Annotated in this window: 21 protein-coding genes; 12 read left to right on the top strand and 9 right to left on the bottom strand. The window is 69.2% G+C overall.

Features of this window, described 5'->3' with window-relative positions; all coding sequences use genetic code 11:
- The first annotated feature begins 90 nt into the window (after positions 1-90).
- Positions 91-846 (top strand): SOS response-associated peptidase, encoded by a 756-nt coding sequence (locus ACZ7SW_RS41845; protein WP_470235913.1) that lies wholly within the window; start codon positions 91-93, stop codon positions 844-846.
- Positions 843-1,451: an alpha/beta hydrolase family protein gene (locus ACZ7SW_RS41840; protein ID WP_470235912.1), complete on the top strand. Its 609-nt coding sequence runs from the start codon at positions 843-845 to the stop codon at positions 1,449-1,451. The genes ACZ7SW_RS41845 and ACZ7SW_RS41840 overlap by 4 nt, the downstream gene beginning before the upstream one ends.
- 141 nt (positions 1,452-1,592) lie before the next feature.
- Here the strand turns inward: ACZ7SW_RS41840 and ACZ7SW_RS41835 are convergent, their stop codons facing one another.
- Together ACZ7SW_RS41835 and ACZ7SW_RS41830 are read right to left on the bottom strand one after the other, a co-directional pair.
- Entirely contained in the window at positions 1,593-3,008 is a 1,416-nt protein-coding gene (locus ACZ7SW_RS41835; RefSeq protein WP_470235911.1) for a carboxylesterase/lipase family protein, read from the bottom strand.
- Positions 3,005-3,901 carry an MBL fold metallo-hydrolase gene (locus ACZ7SW_RS41830; RefSeq protein ID WP_470235910.1) on the bottom strand — a complete coding sequence of 299 codons (897 nt, stop codon included), beginning with the start codon at positions 3,899-3,901 and terminating at the stop codon, positions 3,005-3,007. Before ACZ7SW_RS41830 ends, ACZ7SW_RS41835 begins: the two co-directional genes overlap by 4 nt.
- A 170-nt stretch (positions 3,902-4,071) precedes the next feature.
- Between ACZ7SW_RS41830 and ACZ7SW_RS41825 the strand changes: the two genes are divergently transcribed.
- Complete coding sequence (locus tag ACZ7SW_RS41825) at positions 4,072-5,046, top strand: Lrp/AsnC family transcriptional regulator (RefSeq protein ID WP_470235909.1); 975 nt, start codon at positions 4,072-4,074, stop codon at positions 5,044-5,046.
- A 26-nt stretch (positions 5,047-5,072) separates the two neighbouring features.
- Positions 5,073-5,801, top strand: coding sequence for a class I SAM-dependent methyltransferase (locus ACZ7SW_RS41820; protein WP_470235908.1), 729 nt, complete (start codon positions 5,073-5,075; stop codon positions 5,799-5,801).
- Here ACZ7SW_RS41820 and ybaK read toward each other — a convergent pair.
- Entirely contained in the window at positions 5,798-6,277 is a 480-nt protein-coding gene (ybaK, locus tag ACZ7SW_RS41815) for a Cys-tRNA(Pro) deacylase (protein WP_470235907.1), read from the bottom strand. The two genes, ACZ7SW_RS41820 and ybaK, sit on opposite strands and share 4 nt — an antisense overlap.
- Before the next feature lie 188 nt (positions 6,278-6,465).
- On the opposite strand from ybaK, the gene ACZ7SW_RS41810 reads away from it, so the two are divergent.
- Together ACZ7SW_RS41810 and rsrA are read left to right on the top strand one after the other, a co-directional pair.
- Positions 6,466-7,092, top strand: coding sequence for a sigma-70 family RNA polymerase sigma factor (locus ACZ7SW_RS41810; RefSeq protein WP_037816837.1), 627 nt, complete (start codon positions 6,466-6,468; stop codon positions 7,090-7,092).
- Complete coding sequence (gene rsrA, locus ACZ7SW_RS41805; protein ID WP_470235906.1) at positions 7,089-7,412, top strand: mycothiol system anti-sigma-R factor; 324 nt, start codon at positions 7,089-7,091, stop codon at positions 7,410-7,412. Before ACZ7SW_RS41810 ends, rsrA begins: the two co-directional genes overlap by 4 nt.
- Positions 7,413-7,475: 63 nt before the next feature.
- Here the strand turns inward: rsrA and ACZ7SW_RS41800 are convergent, their stop codons facing one another.
- On the bottom strand, positions 7,476-7,550 hold the full coding sequence (locus ACZ7SW_RS41800) for a 50S ribosomal protein bL37 (protein ID WP_098515123.1): 75 nt from the start codon (positions 7,548-7,550) through the stop codon (positions 7,476-7,478).
- 192 nt (positions 7,551-7,742) lie between these two features.
- Here ACZ7SW_RS41800 and ACZ7SW_RS41795 point away from each other — a divergent pair, with 192 nt between their 5' ends.
- Both ACZ7SW_RS41795 and ACZ7SW_RS41790 read left to right on the top strand, forming a co-directional pair.
- Positions 7,743-9,263: a sensor histidine kinase gene (locus tag ACZ7SW_RS41795; RefSeq protein WP_470235905.1), complete on the top strand. Its 1,521-nt coding sequence runs from the start codon at positions 7,743-7,745 to the stop codon at positions 9,261-9,263.
- Between the two features lie 44 nt (positions 9,264-9,307).
- Positions 9,308-10,267: a GNAT family N-acetyltransferase gene (locus tag ACZ7SW_RS41790; RefSeq protein WP_470235904.1), complete on the top strand. Its 960-nt coding sequence runs from the start codon at positions 9,308-9,310 to the stop codon at positions 10,265-10,267.
- 262 nt (positions 10,268-10,529) lie between these two features.
- Here the strand turns inward: ACZ7SW_RS41790 and ACZ7SW_RS41785 are convergent, their stop codons facing one another.
- Together ACZ7SW_RS41785 and ACZ7SW_RS41780 are read right to left on the bottom strand one after the other, a co-directional pair.
- A complete protein-coding gene (locus ACZ7SW_RS41785; RefSeq protein ID WP_009082948.1) occupies positions 10,530-10,784 on the bottom strand; it encodes a WhiB family transcriptional regulator in 255 nt (84 codons plus the stop codon).
- Between the two features lie 271 nt (positions 10,785-11,055).
- Positions 11,056-11,982 carry a diacylglycerol/lipid kinase family protein gene (locus ACZ7SW_RS41780; RefSeq protein WP_470235903.1) on the bottom strand — a complete coding sequence of 309 codons (927 nt, stop codon included), beginning with the start codon at positions 11,980-11,982 and terminating at the stop codon, positions 11,056-11,058.
- A gap of 354 nt (positions 11,983-12,336) precedes the next feature.
- Between ACZ7SW_RS41780 and ACZ7SW_RS41775 the strand changes: the two genes are divergently transcribed.
- A complete protein-coding gene (locus ACZ7SW_RS41775; RefSeq protein WP_470235902.1) occupies positions 12,337-12,819 on the top strand; it encodes a hypothetical protein in 483 nt (160 codons plus the stop codon).
- Between the two features lie 120 nt (positions 12,820-12,939).
- Positions 12,940-14,523 (top strand): alpha/beta hydrolase, encoded by a 1,584-nt coding sequence (locus tag ACZ7SW_RS41770; RefSeq protein WP_470235901.1) that lies wholly within the window; start codon positions 12,940-12,942, stop codon positions 14,521-14,523.
- Between the two features lie 51 nt (positions 14,524-14,574).
- Here the strand turns inward: ACZ7SW_RS41770 and ACZ7SW_RS41765 are convergent, their stop codons facing one another.
- Both ACZ7SW_RS41765 and ACZ7SW_RS41760 read right to left on the bottom strand, forming a co-directional pair.
- A complete protein-coding gene (locus ACZ7SW_RS41765) occupies positions 14,575-15,057 on the bottom strand; it encodes a GNAT family N-acetyltransferase (RefSeq protein WP_470235900.1) in 483 nt (160 codons plus the stop codon).
- A gap of 1 nt (position 15,058) precedes the next feature.
- Positions 15,059-15,649, bottom strand: a complete 591-nt coding sequence (locus ACZ7SW_RS41760) for an acid phosphatase (RefSeq protein ID WP_470235899.1) — start codon at positions 15,647-15,649, stop codon at positions 15,059-15,061.
- 86 nt (positions 15,650-15,735) lie between these two features.
- Here ACZ7SW_RS41760 and ACZ7SW_RS41755 point away from each other — a divergent pair, with 86 nt between their 5' ends.
- Both ACZ7SW_RS41755 and ACZ7SW_RS41750 read left to right on the top strand, forming a co-directional pair.
- Entirely contained in the window at positions 15,736-16,212 is a 477-nt protein-coding gene (locus ACZ7SW_RS41755; RefSeq protein ID WP_470235898.1) for a hotdog fold domain-containing protein, read from the top strand.
- Between the two features lie 124 nt (positions 16,213-16,336).
- Entirely contained in the window at positions 16,337-17,959 is a 1,623-nt protein-coding gene (locus tag ACZ7SW_RS41750; protein ID WP_470235897.1) for a GMC oxidoreductase, read from the top strand.
- Here ACZ7SW_RS41750 and ACZ7SW_RS41745 read toward each other — a convergent pair.
- The gene (locus tag ACZ7SW_RS41745) at positions 17,956-18,564 is read right to left on the bottom strand and encodes a dTDP-4-dehydrorhamnose 3,5-epimerase family protein (RefSeq protein WP_470235896.1); all 609 of its coding nucleotides are present in this window, start codon (positions 18,562-18,564) and stop codon (positions 17,956-17,958) included. The genes ACZ7SW_RS41750 and ACZ7SW_RS41745 overlap by 4 nt on opposite strands.
- Positions 18,565-18,723 lie beyond the last annotated feature (159 nt).

The raw sequence follows: 18,723 nt of genomic DNA, 5'->3' as shown, positions 1-18,723 counted from the left end.
CCCTTTGCCTGGTCGAATGATCCCATGCCGGTCGCGCCGGGCCCGGTTTGCGTGCGACGATGGCCGCCGGGGCACTCCGAGGAGGTTGGCATGTGCGGCCGTTACGCCGCGACGAAAGACCCGGCGAAGCTGGTCGAGGAGTTCGCCGCGGTCGACCTGACCGAGGGCCGGGCGCGAGCGGACCACAACGTCGCGCCGACCAAGAACGTCGTGACCGTGGTGCAGCGGCATCCCCGCGACGCCGACGGGCTCGTCCTCGAAGACGAACCGGCGGAGCGTTCGCTGCGGATCATGCGGTGGGGCCTGGTCCCGTTCTGGGCCAAGGATCCTTCGGCGGGTTCGCGGATGATCAACACCCGCGCGGAAACCGCGAAGGAGAAGCCCGCGTTCAAGCGCGCACTGGCGTCGCGGCGGTGCCTGGTTCCCGCCGACGGCTGGTTCGAGTGGCGGCGCGCGGGCAAGGAGAAGGAGCCGTTCTACATGACGGATCCCTCCGGGAATTCGCTCGCGTTCGGCGGAATCTGGGAAAGCTGGCGGCCGAAGGACGACGCCGACGCCGAACCGCTGATCACCTTCTCGATCATCACGACCGACGCCGAGGGCCAGCTCACTGACGTTCATCACCGGATGCCGCTGATCGTGCCGCGCGAGCACTGGACGGGCTGGCTCGACCCGGATCGGTCCGAAGTGGACGAACTGATGGTGCCGACCCCGCCCGCCGTCGTGGAATCGCTGGAACTGCGGCCGGTGTCGAGCCTGGTGAACAACGTCCGCAACAACGGCCCGGAATTGTTGCGGCGCACGGAAACCGGGCAGTCCGTCGACTCGCTGTTCGACCTGTCATGACCACGCTCGAGATCGACACCGAACACGGACCCGCGCGGGTCGAACTGCATTGCGCCCCCGACGGCGACGCGGTGCTGCTTCTCGGCCACGGCGCGGGCGGCGGCATCGGAGCGAAGGATCTCGTGGCGGTCGCCCAGGCGGCGAAGGCGGCCGGGACGCATGTGGCGCTGGTGGAACAGCCTTATCGGGTTGCTGGCCGTCGGGCTCCTGCACCGGCTAAGCAGCTGGATACGGCTTGGTTGACCGTGGCGGATGAGATTTCCGCTCGGTTCGATGATTTGCCGTTGGTGTTCGGTGGTCGTTCTTCCGGTGCGCGGGTTGCTTGCCGGACGGCGTCGGCCGGGCAGGCGGTTGCGGTGCTGTGCTTGGCTTTTCCGGAACATCCGCCGGGGAAACCGGAGAAGTCGCGGCAGGCGGAGTTGGACGCGGTGGAGGTGCCCGCGCTGGTGATCCAGGGGGAACGGGATCCGTTCGGGAGGCCTTCGGCCGCGCCGCATCACGAGATCGTCGTGGTGGCCGGGGATCACACGCTGGCCAGCGATCTGGACGCGGTGGCCCGGGCCGCGGCGGAGTGGTTGGGACGGGTTGTCCGGCCGCATCTTTGACCGGCTGGCTGTGGATAGTCCGATAACCCCTTTCCGCTGGTCAGGGCTCTTTCTATGGAGTTGTCCACAGGGAGTCTCACCTGTGGGCAACTGGTGCGGAGGCGGGTTCCGGGTCGCTTCGGCCGGATAGTGTGGGCGGCGTCAGGTCTTCGGGAACCAATCCTCGGCGAGGCGCGTGATCGCGGGCTCGTCCGCGCGATGGGCCGGCCAGCCCGGGTCGCCGTTCGTGACGTAGGAGACCCAGGCCGCATGGGTGCGAGCGGCCAGCGCCGGATCCGGCCGTCCCACGCCGAGCAGGCCTGATTGGCCGTAGAGGCCTGGCAGAGCGGCGTGGTCGAACACGAACGGCAGCTCGGCGCAGTGGCACGCCCCCAACGGGTGGTCCGGGCCGGGCGGGGGCCATGCGAACTCGTAGACGTGGGTGGGGTTTCCGGCTCCGCTGTGCGCGTCCGCGAGCAGCCGGTTGCTCGCTTCGTACGCCTCGGTCATCAAGCGCGCGGCCAGTTCGCCGGGGGACGCGCCGGGGCACCGCGCCCGGGCGCGGGCGATGGCCGCGGCGGGGTCCGGGAACCGGCGGGCCGCGGCGGCGTACAGCTGGGTCTCGTCGATGTTCGCGGTGTACAGCCTCGCCTCGTCGGCGTTGGTGCCGATCAGGAGGCCGACCGGGGCCGTGCGCCCCGACGCGGGCTGGTCCGGCAGCGTTTCCTCGTCCAGGACTGGTTTGTACGCGCTGTTGCCCAGCGACGTATCGCGGAATCCCGCGATCGCGGCCGGGGGCATCGCGGCCGGTGCGGAGACCAGCCGCTCGTCGTCCAGTTCGCTCAGCGCCGCCGCGGTAGGTGCCACCCCGAGCGCGTCGGCCGTCGCCCGCGTGATCAGGTCCGCCTTCTCGACCGGGAACGCGCATTCGCCGCTGCCGCTCTGGCTGATCGCCCGGCGGAACAGGCCCTCGGCGCCCGGAGCGCCGAGCAGCGCGGCGACAAGCATGGCGCCGGCGGACTGTCCGGCCACCGTGACATTGCCGGGGTCGCCGCCGAACGCCGCGATGTTCCCGGCCACCCAGCGCAGAGCCGCGAGCGCGTCGAGCAGGCCGCGGTTGGCCGGGGCGTCGGGGAGCCGCAACCACCCGGCGACCCCCAGGCGGTACTGCACTGTCACCAGGACGACGCCGTCGCGGGCGAAGGTGTCGCCGTCGTAGAGCTCGGCCTGCCCGGTGCCCGCGGTGAACCCGCCGCCGTGGAAGAAGACCAGCACCGGCAGGCCGGCGGTGGCCGGGTCGGGCGTGCTGACGGTGACCGACAGGTAGTCCGCGCCGGGAATCCAGCCGGAACCCAGCACCGGTCGCAGGTCGGTGCCGCCGAAATCGCGCCGGGCGGCCGGCGCGGTCGGGCCCGGCCGGGTGGCATCGCGCACGCCGTCCCAGCGTGGCGCCGGGGCGGGTGCCTGGAATCGCGCGCCGCCGGACATCGATGCGGCGTAAGGAATCGCGCGAAACGTGTGTACCCCGTTCCGCGTAGTGCCCCGGACTCGCCCGGCGGTGGTGGAAACCACGGTCATGTGTCAGACCCCCATCGCGTCACGGTGAACTTCGATCCGTCCCGGACGACCTCCACGGCCGGTCCGGCTCCGACATGCGCGGGGAAGACCAGCGCGCGGTCCTCGGCGGCCTGGCCGAGCAACCGGTGCCGGGTCGCCGCTGCCCGCACGGGGTCTTCGCAGAAGCAGCTGTTGAGGCCGGGCTCGGCGAATTGCAGCGGGTGGTGCAGCAGATCGCCGACGAACAGCGCCCGGTCGGTGCCGGAACGTACGGTCAGCACGCACGACCCGGGCGTATGCCCGGGAGCCGGTTCGAGCCGGAGTTCGCCGTCGATCTCGCAGCTGTCCTCCCACAACCGGGCTTGTCCACTGTGGACCACCGGAGCGACGCTGTCGGCGAAGACGTTTTCGTTGATCTGGGCCAGTTTCGGTCGGTGCGGGCCAGCCGGGTCCCAGTAGTCGTGATCGGCGCGCGGCAGCAAATAGGTCGCGTTCGGGAACGTCGGGCGCCATTCGCCGTTGTCGAGGCGGGTGTTCCAGCCGACGTGATCGGCGTGCAGGTGGGTGTTCACGACGAAGTCGACGTCTTCGGGTGCGACGCCCGCCGCGGCCAGCCGGTCGAGAAACCCGGTGCGCAGCTGGTGAAACGCCGGGGTGCCGGGCCGGTCCTTGCCGTCGCCGGCGCCGGTGTCGACCAGGATCGTGGCACCCCCGCTGCGCAGCACCCACGTCTGCACACAGGTGCGCAGCAGTCCGGACTCGCGGTCCCAGGAGTCCGGCGGAAACCCGGATTCGTGCGCTCGCCACGTGTCTTGCGCGAGGCCGGGGAACATCGCTTCGGGCGGGCGGGTGGTTCCTTCGTACTCGACGACGCGCGTCGCGGTCACCGAGCCCAAGGCGATCGTGTCGGTCATGCGGTCGCTTTCTCCGTCCGAGACAAGCTCAACACCTCTGTATGGCCGTTTTCCTTCACTAGAGTTCCATGACGTGCCTTATCCAAGCAACCAGTAGTGATATTCGCCTGATCCAGTCATAATCTCCCTTGAGTAGGCTGCGCTGCACGAACTTGAAGGAGGGCACCCGGGTGGCCGACGACGGCGTACTGGACGACTTCGACCTCGATCTGGTCGCCGCGCTGCAGCACGCGCCCCGCGCACCCTTCGACGTGCTGGCCCGCGTCCTGGACAGCTCGGCGCGCACGGTCGGGCGGCGCTACGGCCGGATGCTGGAGGAAGGCATGCTCCGCGCCATCTGCGAGGTCGACTGGTCGCTGCTCGCCGAGGCTCCGCCAGTGCACGTGTGGATCGGCGCCGAGCCCGGCCGGGCCCGCGCGGTGGCGGAGGCACTGGTGCGCCGCGCCGACACCACTCACCTCGCGCTCGCCGCGGGCCGCGGAGAGGTGTACGCCGTGGTCCACGGGATGACCCGCGCCGCGACGGCCCACGCGCTGGTCGACGAGATCCCCGCCGTGCCCGGCATCCGCTCGGTGCGCGCGGAGTGGGCGTTGCGCCGGCTCACCAGCTCCGCGGCGTGGCGGCTTCGGCGGCTGACCCGCGAACAGGAGGAGATGCTCGCCGGGCACGCCGGGGCAGCGGGGGAGGAGCCCGGGACCGAGTTCGGCCAGCTGGAGCGCGAAGTCGCGGCGGTCCTGCGCGACGACGCGCGGACGCCGTACTCGGACGTCGCTCGCGTGCTCGACATCTCCGAGTCCCGGGCCCGCCGCGTCGCGACCGCGATGTTCGGATCCGGGTTGCTGCGGCCTCGCGTCGAGATCGAGCCGGGAAAGCTCGGCTACCGGGTCGAGGCCGTTCTCGGCATCTCCTGTCCGCCGGCGGCGACGGCCCGGCTCGGCGCCGCGATCGCCGCGCACCCGACGACCCGGTATCTCGCGCTCACCGCGTCGTCGTCCACCTTCGTCTACGACGGCGTCTTCCGCGGCGAAGACGACCTGGCCGATTTCGTCAGCGGCGGTTTTCCCGGCAGCGACGACATCACCGCTGTCGAGTGCACCCTTCAACTGGAGATCCTGAAACGCTACTGGCGCGCGCCGACCCCCTGACCGAAGTCCGTGCCAGGGTGGATTCCATGGCTGCCAACGCTTCCGACGAGTCCCTCGCCAACGACTACGACACTTTCGGCGAGGCCTACGCGATCGAAACCGAGCACAGTCTCATCAACGCCTACTACACCCGACCAGCGATTCTGGACCTCGCCGGCGACGTGACCGGCCGGAAGATCCTCGACGCGGGCTGCGGTGCCGGACCGTTGTCCGCCTCGCTGAGGGACCGCGGCGCGCACGTGAGCGGCTTCGACTTCAGTGCCACCATGGTCCGGCTCGCTCGGCAGAGACTCGGCGAGGACGCGGACCTCCGGGTCGCCGACCTCAGCCAGCCGTTGCCCTACGCCGATCGAGAATTCGACGACGTCATCGCGGCCTTGGTCCTTCACTACCTGGAGGACTGGACCGCACCGCTGGCCGAACTGCGGCGGATCATCCGGCCGGGCGAACGGCTGATCTTGGCGGTCAACCACCCGATCCTCTACAAAATCATCCACCTCGAGGGCAACTACTTCGCCACCGAAAGCTGGTCCGAGGAGTACACCTTCAACGGCCAGAAGGGCGTGCTCGAGTACTGGCACCGCCCGCTGCACGCGATGACCGACGAATTCACCAAGGCCGGATTCCGCACGGCAGTGATCAGCGAGCCGTATCCGGCAGAAGGCGCCCAGGAGAAGTTCCCGGACGAAATGCAAGGCAAGGAAGCCTTCCTCTGCTTCCTGTTCTTCGTCCTCGAAGTACCCGAAGCCGTTTAACCCGCCGCGATCCCGGCCACCACCGCGCCAGTCAGCCGGACCAGTTCGGCCGGGTCCAGTTCCACCTCGAGCCCGCGCCGGCCGCCGGAGCAGAACATCGTCGGATAGTCCAGTGCGGAGCCGTCCAGCACGACCGGCAGGCGGCTCCGGTGGCCGAGCGGCGAGATTCCGCCGAGTACGTACCCGGTGGCCCGCTGAGCAGCGGTCGGGTCGGCCATTTTCGCCTTCTTGCCGCCGGCCGCCGCGGCCAGCGCCTTCAGGTCCAGCTGGCCGGTGACCGGCACCACGCCGACGACCAGTTTCCCGTCCACGTCCGCGACCAGCGTTTTGAACACCCGCCCCGGCTCCAGGCCCAGCGCTTGCACCGCTTCCAGGCCGAACGACTCCGCCCGGGGATCGTGGTCGTAGGTGTGCACGGTGTGCGCCACCTTCTGCTTCTGCAGCAGCGCTGTCGCCGGAGTGCCCTTGCCCGCCATGCGGGCGAGTCTACGAACGGGCCGGGAATGCCCGGTCGGCACGTTCTGTTACACCCATCGTGACCACCACGCTCGCCACTCCCCGCGCCAGCAGGAGCCGTCCCGGGACCGGCTTCCCGAACCCCCGCGTAAACTCGGTGCTGCCGTATGCGCAGACGCGCATCGACGCCGAACGGGAAGGGAACGGTTTGCCGAGCACCCCCAACTCCGCGCCGGAGACGGCGGCCGACGAACTGGAGCTCGCCGAGCGCTTCGAGCGCGACGCGATGCCCCTGCTCGACCAGCTATACGCGGCCGCGATGCGGATGACCCGCAACCCGTCCGACGCCGAGGACCTGGTCCAGGAGACCTACCTGAAGGCGTACGCGGCGTTCGCGTCCTTCAAGGCGGGCACGAACCTCAAGGCGTGGATGTACCGCATCCTCACCAACACCTACATCAACGGCTACCGCAAACGTCAGCGGCAGCCGGTGCAGCAGCCCACGGACGAGATCAGCGACTGGCAGATCGCCAGGGCGGAAAGCCACACCTCCGCCGGTCTTCGCTCGGCCGAGGTCGAGGCGATGGACAACCTCCCGGACACCGACGTGAAGGCGGCTTTGCAGAAGCTGCCCGAGGAGTTCCGGCTCGCGGTCTACCTCGCCGACGTCGAGGGCTTCGCGTACAAGGAGATCGCCGAGATCATGGACACTCCGATCGGCACCGTGATGTCCAGGCTGCACCGCGGCCGCGCGCAGCTGCGCGACCTGCTGGCCGACGTCGCGCGCGAGCGCGGCTTCATCCGGGGGAACCGCGAGGAGGTGGCGAAACGATGAGCTCGGAAGACGTGCCCGCGGAGAAGATGCCCTGCGAGGACGCGCTCGCGGAGATCTACCTGCTGCTGGACCGCGAATGCAGTCCGGAGCGGGACGCGGAACTGCGCAGGCACATCGAGGACTGCCCGCCGTGCCTCGAGGAGTACGGCATCGACGAGCAGCTCAAGCACCTGCTGGCCCGCAAATGCGGCGGCGACCTCGCCCCGGCGGAGCTGAAGAGCAGGCTGCGCGCGTCGATCCGGCAGACCGTCGCCACGCAGGGCGGCATCACCGTGGAGCGCACCGAGATCACCGTGGAACAGCGCACCACCCGCGACTGACCACCACGACAACGGCCCCCGTACCGATCAGGTGCGGGGGCCGTGTCAGGTCCTGGCGCGGACTCAGGCGTTGGGCTTCTTGCCGTGGTTGGCGCCGTTCTTCTTGCGGTCGCGACGCTTGCGGGCGCGCTTCGACATGTTCTCTCCTCGGGTGTCCGCTGAGTGGCCCGGGGCGGGGTGCGACACACCGGCCGGGCACGGGTCAACCGCTCAAGTGTGGCATGCGGGCGCCGCGCTCCTCGGCGGCACCCGCCGTACGCTCTGGTTGGATGTACTCAGGAGGTGCGCAGGCATGAACGAACACACCGCATTCGAGGGCGGCCGGTAGCCGTGTCGACCCTTTCCGACCTGCTCGCCGAGAACACCGGCCTCCCCGGCGAAGCGGCCGACCACCTGCAGACCGTCGTCGCGGAGTGGCAGCTGCTGGCCGACCTTTCGTTCGCCGACTTCCTGCTCTGGGTTCCGGTTTCCGCCGAACACCAGCCCGACGGCGGCGATTTCGTGTGCGTCGCGCACGCCCGGCCGACCACCGCGCCCACTGCGCATCCCGAGGACGTCGTCGGCACCCGGTTCACCGTGGACGAGCACCCGCAGCTGGCCAAGGCCATGCGCGAGGTCAAGATCTGCCGCGAGGAAGACCCGCATTGGTACCGCGACCTGCCGATGCGCCGCGAAGCGGTGCCGGTGAGCTTCGGCGGCGAGGTGATCGCCGTGCTGAGCCGCGAGACCAACCTCGCCGCGCCGCGCGTGCCGAGCCCGCTGGAGATCGCCTACCTCGGCAGCGCGGGCGACCTGTGCCAGATGATCGTGGACGGCACCTTCCCGCCCGCCGGCGGCAACCAGACCGACACGCACACCAGCCCGCGCGTCGGCGACGGTCTCGTCCGGCTCGACCAGGCCGGCACCGTCGTGTTCGCCAGCCCCAACGGCCTGTCCGCCTACCACCGGATGGGCCACGAATCGGACCTCGTCGGGCAGCGGCTGGCCCCGCTCACCCGGTCGCTGATCCGCGACCCGTTCGACGCCACCGAGGTGTCGCACCGGATCATCGAGGCCCTCGACGGCAAGCCGTCCACCCGCACCGAGGCCGACTCGAAACGGGGTGCGGTCGTGCTGTTCCGTGCGCTGCCGCTGCGCCCGGCCGGGCAGCCCGCGGGCGCGTTGGTGCTGGTCCGCGACGTCACCGAGGTCAAGCGCCGCGACCGCGCGCTGATGTCGAAGGACGCCACGATCCGCGAGATCCACCACCGCGTGAAGAACAACCTGCAGACCGTCGCCGCGCTGCTGCGGCTGCAGTCGCGGCGCACCACGAGCGACGAGGCCCGGCTGGCGCTGGGCGAATCGGTGCGGCGGGTGTCGTCGATCGCGATGGTGCACGAGGCGCTGTCGATCTCCGTCGACGAGCGCGTGGACCTGGACAAGCTGCTCGACAACGTGCTCCCGATGGTCGGCGAGGTCGCCACCGCGGAATCGAAGGTCGGGATGAGCCGCAAGGGCTCGTTCGGCGTGGTCGTGGCCGAGATCGCGACGCCGCTGGTGATGGTGCTGGCCGAACTGGTGCAGAACGCGATCGAGCACGCGTTCCCGCAGGGACGGCCGGGCAAGGTCGAGCTGATCGTGGAGCGCTCGGCGCGCTGGCTGGACATCCTGATCCGCGACAACGGCCGCGGGCTGCCGTCCGGGTTCTCGCTGGAGCGCAGCGACGGGCTGGGCCTGCAGATCGTGCGGACGCTGGTCGAATCGGAGCTGCGCGGGTCGCTTTCGCTGCGCCAGGTCCGGACCGACGAGGCGGGCAACCGGGTGCCGGGCACCGAAGCGGCGCTGCGGATTCCGTTGTCCCGGCGGCTCTAGAAAACCCGGCGACAGCCAGGGAGCGCCGGATTACTGTCCGGCGCATGCCTGACCTCACGTGGCGGCCGCTCACGAAAGCGGACGCCCAGTCCTCGGCCGATCTGCTCAACGCCATCGAAACGGTCGACCGGATCGGCGAGAGCTACACCGCGGAAGACACTCTCCAGGAGCTGATCGACCCGTACTCCGACCTCGAACGCGCGAGTCTCGCCGCGTTCGACGGCGACCGCATGGTCGGCTATCTGAAGACCCGGTACAAGCGGTACGCCGAGGGAACCCATCGCGTTTTCCTCGACGGCGGCGTCGATCCCGCCTACCGCAGGCGCGGGATCGGGACCAAGCTCGTGGAAGCGGGAATCGCCGGGGCGAAGACGGTGCACGAACTGCACCACCCGACGCTGAAGCTCGCCGTCGACATCCACAAGGCCGAGCACATTGCAGGGACGAAAGAACTCTTTGGCGCGCACGGCTTTTCTCCCGCGCGCTACTTCCAGCGCATGGAACATCCACTCGGGACTGTCGGCGAGGCGGCGGTCCCGGAGGGATTCCGGATCGAACAGTGGACTCGGGAGCTCGACGAGGAGTTCCGGCTCGTCCGCAACGAGTCCTTTCAGGACCACTGGGGAGCGACCCCGGTGGCCGCGGACGCGTGGCAGAACAAGTTCACCAACCACACTCTCCAGCCCGAGATCAGTTTTCTGCTGCGGGACAAGGCAACCGGCGCTCCGGTGAGTCTTGTGCTGACCCTCTCCTGGGTCGCCGACACCGAGACGACCGGCGTTCGCGACGCGCACTTCATGGTGGTGGGCACCATTCCCGGCTACCGGAACCGCGGGCTTGCCAGCGCGGTCGTCGCGCACGCGCTGCGGGCCGCCGTCGAGCACGGGTACGACCAAGCCAGCCTCACCGTTGATTCGGCGAGCGCTTCGGGGGCTCCCGGAGTTTTCGAGCGCGCCGGGTTCGCGCCGAAGATGCGCTACGTGCGCTGGGCGCTCGAAGTGTGAGGTGTCCACAGTGGACCCCAGACGCGTTGAAGGGCCGGTACCAGTGAAGCTCGGCGGTACCGGCCCGTTCAACGTTCCGCGGGAGGACTTGGATAGTCCTGGGTGAGGCGGCACCCGGATGCGGGGTGGCCGACCTCGGTTGTTACGCTCGAACCGGGTATATGTCGCCATGTGCGGCACGGGCACGCGAATGCCCGCCGGGCGAAAGTCCGGTCCGAGGTGGTGAGATGTGATTCTGGGTGGTGCGGCTGAGTCGAAAGACTCAGGCGGTGGTACGCGTGCCGATGTGCGTACGGCGGCGCTTGAGCGCGCGTCGCTCGTCTTCGCTCATTCCGCCCCAGACGCCGGCGTCCTGGCCGCTGGCCAGAGCCCAGGCCAGGCAGTCGGAAGCTGCGGGGCAGCGGTGGCACACGGCCTTCGCCTCGGAGACCTGCAACAGAGCCGGACCGCTGGTTCCCACCGGGAAGAACAGCTCGGGGTCCTCGTCTCGGCAGGCCGCGTCGTGGCGCCAGTCCATGTTCGTGAGCTCCTTCACAGTGACGCGGGAGGGCCGCGCCACAGTAGTGGCGGTCGTGTTTTTGGGTGCTTGTGAATGCTTTCACGAAGCACCGCGTTCGACAAGGGTTTCGACAAGATCGGTGAGTCAGCTCACCCGGCCGAGCTATGCCTCTGACCTGCGGTTTCGTTCTGAAAAGGTCCGCTCGTCGGAAGGCCCGTGCGGTGAGTGGAGGGTTTGCGTCGCCGAGCGGCAGCACGCACTTTGCCGCGGGCGATCAGTGGTCACACCGTCATCCGACTACGGTGAGTGCATCCGGGACGCTCTGAAACTCGACCCGGGTGCGTTGCCCGACGAGGTCCCCGTCGACCTGGAAGTTGACCGGTTCAGCTGCGTCGATGCGGATCAGAGGCACATCGTCGCGGCGGAGCAGACGGCGGCCATGCTGATCGCTCTCCGTGAGCAGAGCTTGCCGTACATGCGTGAACACGGTGGGCAATCGAAGACCGTTCAACGCGAACAGGCCCAATCCGGTCTCGAACGAGCAGCCGGAGTTGAGGTGGACCGGACGTTGTCCGAGGTAAGTCCACGGATCGGTGTTCGACACGAACGCCGTCACCGCCTCGGCCGGTTCCTCGCCGGGGATCCGGACGGTCAGCATCGGCCGCCCGAGCGGCGGACGGAAGTAGGAGCGGACGGCGGCCCGCAGATAGAGGCTGGCGCTGGTTTGCTTGCCGCGCCGTTTCGCGACGCGGCCGACGACGTCGGCGTCCCAGCCGAGGCCCGCGTTGAAAGTGAACCAGTGCCCGTCGGCCAGCCCGAGGCCGATCCGGCGGGTCCGTTCGGTTTCCAGCGCGGTGAGCAGTTGGTGGGTCGCCTCGACCGGATCGGCGGGCAGTCCGGCCGCGCGCGCGAACACGTTGGCCGAGCCGCCCGGCACGACGCCGAGCATCGGGACGGACCCGGAGCGGCCGGGAGCGCCCGCGGAATCGGCGAGCAGGCCGTTGACGACCTCGTTGACCGTGCCGTCGCCGCCGTGCGCCACCACCAGGTCGTAGCCGTCACGAGCCGCCGAACGGGCCACCGCGAGCGCGTGCCCGCGGTAGTCGGTTTCGACGACGTCCAGCTTCACCTGGCTGGCCAGCGCGTGCGCCAGCACGTCCCGGCCACCCGCGGTGGTCGAGGTGGCCTGGGGATTCACGACGAGGATGGCGCGCACTACCGCAGGGTAAGTGCTTTCCGCCCGGCGGACGTACCTCCAGCGCCACATGGTGACGCGAAGCTCAGCCGCTTGCGCAAGCCGTCCCTGGCTCGGTGACCTGTGGCGACCCTGTGGCGGGCGGTCCTCCTCTGCAGACGGCGAAAACTCCGCGCGTCGTGACAAGTGCACCCGGGCCGACCGCCCGCTCATCGACGACTACCCCGATTTTCTCTTCGGCCGCCGCCCCGGAAAACGGCCGACCGGGTGGCATACGATCGGTAGTGCTCACGCACGGTGACTCGCGCTGGTCGGGTGGCTGTGCCCCGGCAAGTTCCCGCGAAGTTCCGCACAGCAGCTGAAAGGGCCGCGACCGTGTCTCATCCGGAGAATCCGCCGCCCACCCCGTTCGAGGTCCGCCTCGCCGGCGTCCTGACCGGGCTGCCCGGGCTGGGCCTGCTGGTCTTCGGCGTGGTGCTGCTGGTGCACGGGCTGCGGACCCCGCCGATCCCGGGCAACAACGTGTGGGCCGAATTCGGCACCTACGCGGTGCTCGCGCTGATCTTCCTCGCCGCTTCCGTCGGACTGCTGCTCGGACAGACGTGGGCGCGTTCGCCCGGCGTCGTCGTGGCGCTGCTGCTGATCGGGGTGGGCTGGTACCTGCTGGGGCCGTCCGGACAGCCGCTGTGGGGCGTGCCGATCGGGCTGTGCGGGCTGGCGGCGCTGGTGCTGCTGTTCCGCCGTCCGTCGCGGGCCTGGGCGCTGGGAATGCACGACGACGAGACCGAGGAAGAGGCGGCCGAGCGCGGCGGCCTGGCGGGACGGCGTGCCGAGCGGGAGCGCCGCGAACAGGACTGAGCGACAGTGACGTCACGTCATAGCGGACAGGTGACGCGGCGACACTGGTCGTAACCCCTCTCAATCGATGGAATCGGGACTGCGCAACCGAATTCATCCGAATTCCGAAGAGGGGAACCCATGCGGAGACTGCGTCTCGTCGTGACCAGCACAGCGGTCGTGTGCGGGCTGCTCGCCGGGGCATTACCGGCAGCGGCGGGCACCGCCACGATCCCGGCCCGCTACACCGGCCAGGCGCTGGACTGGCACGCCTGCGCGCCGGGCGAGCTGGCCGATCTGCCGCCGGGCACCGATATCGCGGGGCTCGAATGCGGCGCCTACCGCACACCCCGGGACTGGGACCGTCCGGCCGACGGGCAGTACCTGACCATCGCGATCAGCAGGCTCAAGCCCACCGGCACGACTACCGCGTCGGTGCTCACCAATCCGGGCGGTCCCGGCGGTCCCGGACGCTGGTTCCCGGTCCTGCTGCGCGGACAGGAGAAACTGCGGCAGCACCAGGAGATCATCGGCATCGACACCCGCGGCACCGGCCGCAGCGCCAACGTGACCTGCGGCGGCGAGGCGAGCACCGGCGCCGATCTCGACCCGCGCGACCGCGATCCGCGCAATCTGAACCAGATCGTCGACGCGGTCCAGTACGTCGCGACTGCCTGCCACCGGGCCTCGGGCGAGCTGGGATCGCTGATCAGTACCTTCCAGAACGTCCGGGACCTCGACCTGCTGCGGACCCTGCTCGGCCGCGACCGGATCAACTGGATCGGGTACTCGGCGGGCACCTGGCTCGGCGCGCACTACGCCCAGCAGTTCCCGCGGCACACCGGCCGGTTCGTGCTGGACTCCTCGACCCAGTTCACCGGCACGTGGCAGCAGTCGTTCGACTTCCAGCCGCTGGGCTACGAACGCCGCTGGCGGCAGGATTTCCTGCCCTGGCTGGCCCGCTACGACGCGAAGTACCACTTCGGCGCCAGTGGCGAGGCGGCCCGGCAAACCTACGAGAGTGTCCGGTACGCGCTGACTCGCGAGCCGGTCGAGGTGAACGGCACGAAGATCGGCGCGGTCACGCTGGATTCCTTCATCGTCGGCGCGCTCAAGGCCAAGAGCCAGTTCCCGACCATCGCCTCTGTGCTGGTCCGGGTCAAAACGCTGACTGACACGCGGGCTTCGGCGCAGGCGAAGGGCGACGCGCGCGAGGCGCTGGGCAAGACGTTGTCGGAGGCGAAGAAGACCGGTCCGATGGACGTAGCGGCCCAGGCCGGTGCCGACGACGCGATGATGTCGACGTTGATCACGACCCTGTGCAATGACGGTCGGTGGAAGGGCGATCGGCAGTCGCTGATCCGCCGGTCGCAGGACTATCTCGACCGGGGCGTGACCCTGCACAGTTCGTTGTGGATGGGGCTCCAGGTCTGTGCGTTCTGGCCGGGTCGGCCCCGGCCGATGCCGGTGCTGAACGGCAAGGGCGTGCCGCCGGTGGTGATCGTCCAGTCCGAGCACGATCCGGCCACGCCGATCGAAGGCGCGCGGAAGGCGCACGCCGCGTTCCAGAACTCGCGGATGCTGACCGTCACCGGGGAAGGCGACCACGGCATCTACGGGATCGGCGGCAACAAGGCCGTGGACAAGGTGGTCGACGACTACCTGGTCGACGGCGTCGTCCCGGCGGACCAGAACCTGCCGGGGCTGCCGTTGCCCACGCCGTGAAAGGACTCGTGCGTGCTGATCACGGTTCTGACCGTGATCAGCACGCACGACTCACGCTTCCTTGGCGAGCACCTTCAGCGGCTCGTCCGTCAGCCGGTACACCGACCATTCGTCCTGCGGCAGCGCGCCCAGCGCCCGGTAGAACCCGACCGCCGGGTTCCAGTTGAGCACCGACCACTCCAGCCGGTGGTAGCCCTTGTCCACGCACTCCGCGGCCAGCGTCGCCAGCAGTACCTTGCCGAGGCCCGAACCGCGCTGTTCCTCGCGGACGTACAGGTCTTCGAGATAGATCCCGTGCGTGCCGCGCCAGGTGGAGAAGTTCAAGAACCACAAGGTGAATCCGGCGATCTCGCCGTCCACCTCGGCCACGTGGCCGAACAGTGCCGGGGCCTCGCCGAACAGCGCGCCGTGCAGCTGCTCGGAGGTGAGACGGCATTCCTGCGGAGCGCGTTCGTACTCGGCCAGTGCGTAGACGAGCTCCACGACGGCGTCGACGTCTTCCGGCTTGATCCGCCGTACGCGGGGGTCGGTCACTTCAGCCCTCCAGCGCGGGCAGCAGGTTCAGGTGCTCGATCTGCGGTTCGCCGCGCTCGTCGCCGAGCACCGCGAGACCGGCCGGGTCCAGTCCGAAGTGGACGCCCGCGGTGCCGGGCAGGCCGAGCCAGCGCGCGACGAGCACGCGGCTGAAGTGCCCGTGCCCGACCAGGACCACGTCGCCGTTCTCGATTTCGCGGCGGGCCCGGTCGAGCACCTTGTCCGCGCGCGCCTGCACGTCCTGCGCGCTTTCGCCGCCGGGGATCGGGCGGGTCCAGACGGTCCAATCCGGAACCGTCTCGCGGATCTCCGGCGTGGCGACGCCTTCGTAATCGCCGTAGTCCCATTCGGCCAGGTCCTCGGTGACCTCGTCCACGCGCAGGCCGGCGAGTTCCGCCGTGCGCAGCGCGCGGCCGCGCGGGCTGGAAAGCACCAGCCCGGGTCCGCCGAGCAGGGTTCGCAGGGTGCCGCCCGCCGCGCGCGCCTGGTCCTCGCCCGCCGGGGTCAGCGGGATGTCGGTGCGCCCGGTGTGCTTGCCGTTCGACGACCATTCGGTCTGGCCGTGCCGGAGAAGAAAGAGCCGATGTGCCACGCGGCCGAATATAGCCGGGGCGGGTTCGCCCGGCAGGTTCGTCGTGTGCTTGGCTACTGGAGAGTAACTTCACCTGGGAGGTGCTGATGGGTTCGCCGTCGACGTACGGGCTTTGGCGCAAGCTGGCCGCCAAACCCGGTGGCAAGCAGCTGTTTTCCGCCGCGATGTGCCTGCGCGTGCCCTACTTCGGCACCGTCTTGCCGACCATCCGGGAGATCCGTCCCGGGCACTGTTCGGTGACCGCGCCGAAGTGGTGGGGTGTCCACAACCACATCAAGACCTTCCACGCGATCGCCGCCTGCAACCTCGCCGAGATCGCGATGGGCATGCTGGCCGAGGCCACTGTCCCGGCCACGCACCGGTGGCTGCCCAAGGGCATGGAAGTGAGTTACGTCGCGAAAGCCGGAACCGGGCTGCGGGCGATCGCCGAATTGCCGGAGATTCCCGAGTTCGGCTCCGAGGGATTCGATCTTCCGGTTCCGGTGCGGATCGTGGACGCCCGCGGTATCGAGGTGGTCACCGCGACGATCACGGTGTGGGTCACGCCCCGGAAAGCCGCCTGACCGGCGAAACCTGTACTTCCCGTTACCCCGGCCGAGTGAAACTTAACACCGTTTACTGGGCAAATGCGAATAGTGTTCGTTTTAGCCTTGCCAGGGTGCTCGGCGCCACGTCAGCATGCCGGGCATGGCCTCCCTCAACCGTCGCCGATTCCTCGGCCTCGCCGCGCTGAACTCCGCCGCGGCCCTCGGACTGACCAGCATTTCGGCGACGACCGCGCGTGCCGCGACCGTTGCGCCGCTGCCGGACTATTCGCCCGCGGTGGTGATCGGCACCGGGTACGGAGCGGCGGTCACCGCGCTGCGGCTCGGCGAGGCGGGCGTGCCCACGGTGATGCTCGAAATGGGCCAGCTGTGGAACGAACCGGGCCCGGACGGCAAGGTCTTCTGCGACATGCTGAAGCCGGACCGGCGGTCGATGTGGTTCAAGAAGCGCACTGAAGCGCCGCTCGCGTCGTTCCTGTGGCTGGACGTCGCGAACCACGACATCGATCCGTACGCCGGGGTGCTGGACCGGGTGAACTACGGCGGGATGTCGGTGTACGTCGGCCGCGGCGTCGGCGGCGGATCGCTGGTGAACGGCGCGATGGCGGTGCAGCCGAAGCGTTCGTACTTCGAGGAAATCCTGCCGCGGGTGGACGCCGACGAGATGTACGGCAAGTACTACCCGCGCGCCAACGCCGGACTCGGCGTGAACCACATCGACGAGGACTGGTTCGAGACCTGCAAGTCCTACCAGTTCGCCCGGGTTTCCCGGAAAGCCGCGCAGAAAACCGGGCTGAAGACCACTTTCGTGCCGAGCGTCTACGACTTCGAGTACATGAAGAAGGAGGAGGCGGGCACCGTCGAACGCTCGGCGCTGGCGTCCGAGGTCATCTACGGCAACAACCACGGCAAACGCTCGCTGGACAAGACGTATCTCGCCGCCGCGCTCGGCACCGGGCACGTGACCATCCAGACGCTGCACCAGGTCCGCGAGATCATCCAGCAGCCGGACGGCACGTACACGCTCGTCGTGCGCGAATCCGACGCGCTCGGGAACGTGCTCTCCACCAAGCACCTGTCCACGAAGTACCTCTTCCTCGGCGCGGGCAGCCTCGGCTCGACCGAACTGCTGGTGCGCGCCCGCGACACCGGGCGGCTGCCGCGGCTGTCCGAGGCCGTCGGCCAGGGCTGGGGCACCAACGGCAATGTGATGCTCGGCCGGGCCAACCACGTGTGGGACACGACCGGCAGCCTGGAGGCGGGAATGCCCGCGCTCGGCATCGACGACTGGGACAACCCGACGCATCCGGTGTTCGCCGAGATCGCGCCGGTGCCCGCCGGGCTGGAGACGTGGGCGAGCCTGTACCTGGCGATCACCAAGAACCCCGAACGCGGCCACTTCACCTATGACGCGGCCAGCGATTCGGCGAAACTGCAGTGGACGCCGGACCAGGGGCAGCCCTCGATCGACGCGGCGAAGTCGCTGTTCGACCGGATCAACAAGGCGAACTCCACGATCTACCGCTACGACCTCTTCGGCGACACGCGGGCGTTCGAGAACCGCTTCACCTACCACCCGCTCGGCGGATTGGTGCTCGGCGACGCGACCGACAACTACGGGCGCGTGAAGGGGTACCGGAACCTGTACGTCATGGACGGTTCGCTGATCCCGGGCAGCACCGGCGTGAACCCGTTCGTGACGATCACCGCGCTGGCCGAGCGCAATATCGAACGGGTCATCGCCGAGGACGGCGTGCGCGCCTAGCGGTGCGCTGAGCGCAGCTTTTCGTAGTACGCCAGGCAATCCTCATACGACGGCAGCAGGCCCTGGTCGAGCGCTTCGGCCAGGGTCGGCGCCGCTTTGTCCTTTTCGGACACAATGGGCGCCAGATCCGCGGGCCAGGGAAGGTCGAGCGCCGGGTCGAGCGGGCTGATGCCGTGCTCGCGCTCCGGGGCGTAGGGCTCCGAGCAGAGATACGACATCACGGTGTCGTCCTCCAGCGCGATGAACGCGTGCCCGATTCCTTCCGCCACGTACACCGCGTGGAACTCGGTCGCGTCGAGGCGTACCGAATCCCATTCGCCGAACGTCGGCGAGCCGACGCGCAGGTCCACCACCACGTCCAGCAGCGAGCCGATCGGGCAGTAGACGTATTTCGCCTGTCCGGGCGGGGTGTCGGCGAAGTGCACGCCGCGGATCGAGCCCGCGCGGGAAACGCTGTGGTTCGTCTGCGCGACGCGCAGCGGGTGCCCGGCCGCGCGGACGATCGCTTCCTCCTGGAACGGTGCGACGAACAGTCCGCGTTCGTCGGGGAAGACACGCGGGACGAACTCGAAAGCGCCGGAGACCTTGAGCGGGCGGAAGTCCATGCCCGCCACCCTATCGAGTGCGATTTCCGGACCCGGAACGGAACTGCTTCCGAAACCGGACGGACGTCTTGGGAATCGCGAATCTGTGACATGAGCCGCACCGAGGGGTCGGGCGCCACCGGGGGCCTGTCATGATTGACGAACCGCAGCGTCGGCGGC

Source organism: Amycolatopsis sp. NPDC114484 (genome assembly GCF_055633755.1).
The sequence above is the reverse complement of the archived record's forward strand: the minus strand, read 5'-3'. Positions and strand labels throughout refer to the sequence as shown.

Coding starts and splice junctions, on each gene's coding strand:
- ACZ7SW_RS41790 (WP_470235904.1), top strand. CDS start 9,308: ATGCCTGACCTCACGTGGCGGCCGCTCACGAAAGCGGACGCCCAGTCC.
- ACZ7SW_RS41835 (WP_470235911.1), bottom strand. CDS start 3,008: ATGACCGTGGTTTCCACCACCGCCGGGCGAGTCCGGGGCACTACGCGG.
- ACZ7SW_RS41755 (WP_470235898.1), top strand. CDS start 15,736: ATGGGTTCGCCGTCGACGTACGGGCTTTGGCGCAAGCTGGCCGCCAAA.
- ACZ7SW_RS41840 (WP_470235912.1), top strand. CDS start 843: ATGACCACGCTCGAGATCGACACCGAACACGGACCCGCGCGGGTCGAA.
- ACZ7SW_RS41745 (WP_470235896.1), bottom strand. CDS start 18,564: ATGGACTTCCGCCCGCTCAAGGTCTCCGGCGCTTTCGAGTTCGTCCCG.
- ACZ7SW_RS41820 (WP_470235908.1), top strand. CDS start 5,073: ATGGCTGCCAACGCTTCCGACGAGTCCCTCGCCAACGACTACGACACT.
- ACZ7SW_RS41770 (WP_470235901.1), top strand. CDS start 12,940: ATGCGGAGACTGCGTCTCGTCGTGACCAGCACAGCGGTCGTGTGCGGG.
- ACZ7SW_RS41785 (WP_009082948.1), bottom strand. CDS start 10,784: ATGGACTGGCGCCACGACGCGGCCTGCCGAGACGAGGACCCCGAGCTG.
- ybaK (WP_470235907.1), bottom strand. CDS start 6,277: ATGGCGGGCAAGGGCACTCCGGCGACAGCGCTGCTGCAGAAGCAGAAG.
- rsrA (WP_470235906.1), top strand. CDS start 7,089: ATGAGCTCGGAAGACGTGCCCGCGGAGAAGATGCCCTGCGAGGACGCG.
- ACZ7SW_RS41750 (WP_470235897.1), top strand. CDS start 16,337: ATGGCCTCCCTCAACCGTCGCCGATTCCTCGGCCTCGCCGCGCTGAAC.
- ACZ7SW_RS41830 (WP_470235910.1), bottom strand. CDS start 3,901: ATGACCGACACGATCGCCTTGGGCTCGGTGACCGCGACGCGCGTCGTC.
- ACZ7SW_RS41845 (WP_470235913.1), top strand. CDS start 91: ATGTGCGGCCGTTACGCCGCGACGAAAGACCCGGCGAAGCTGGTCGAG.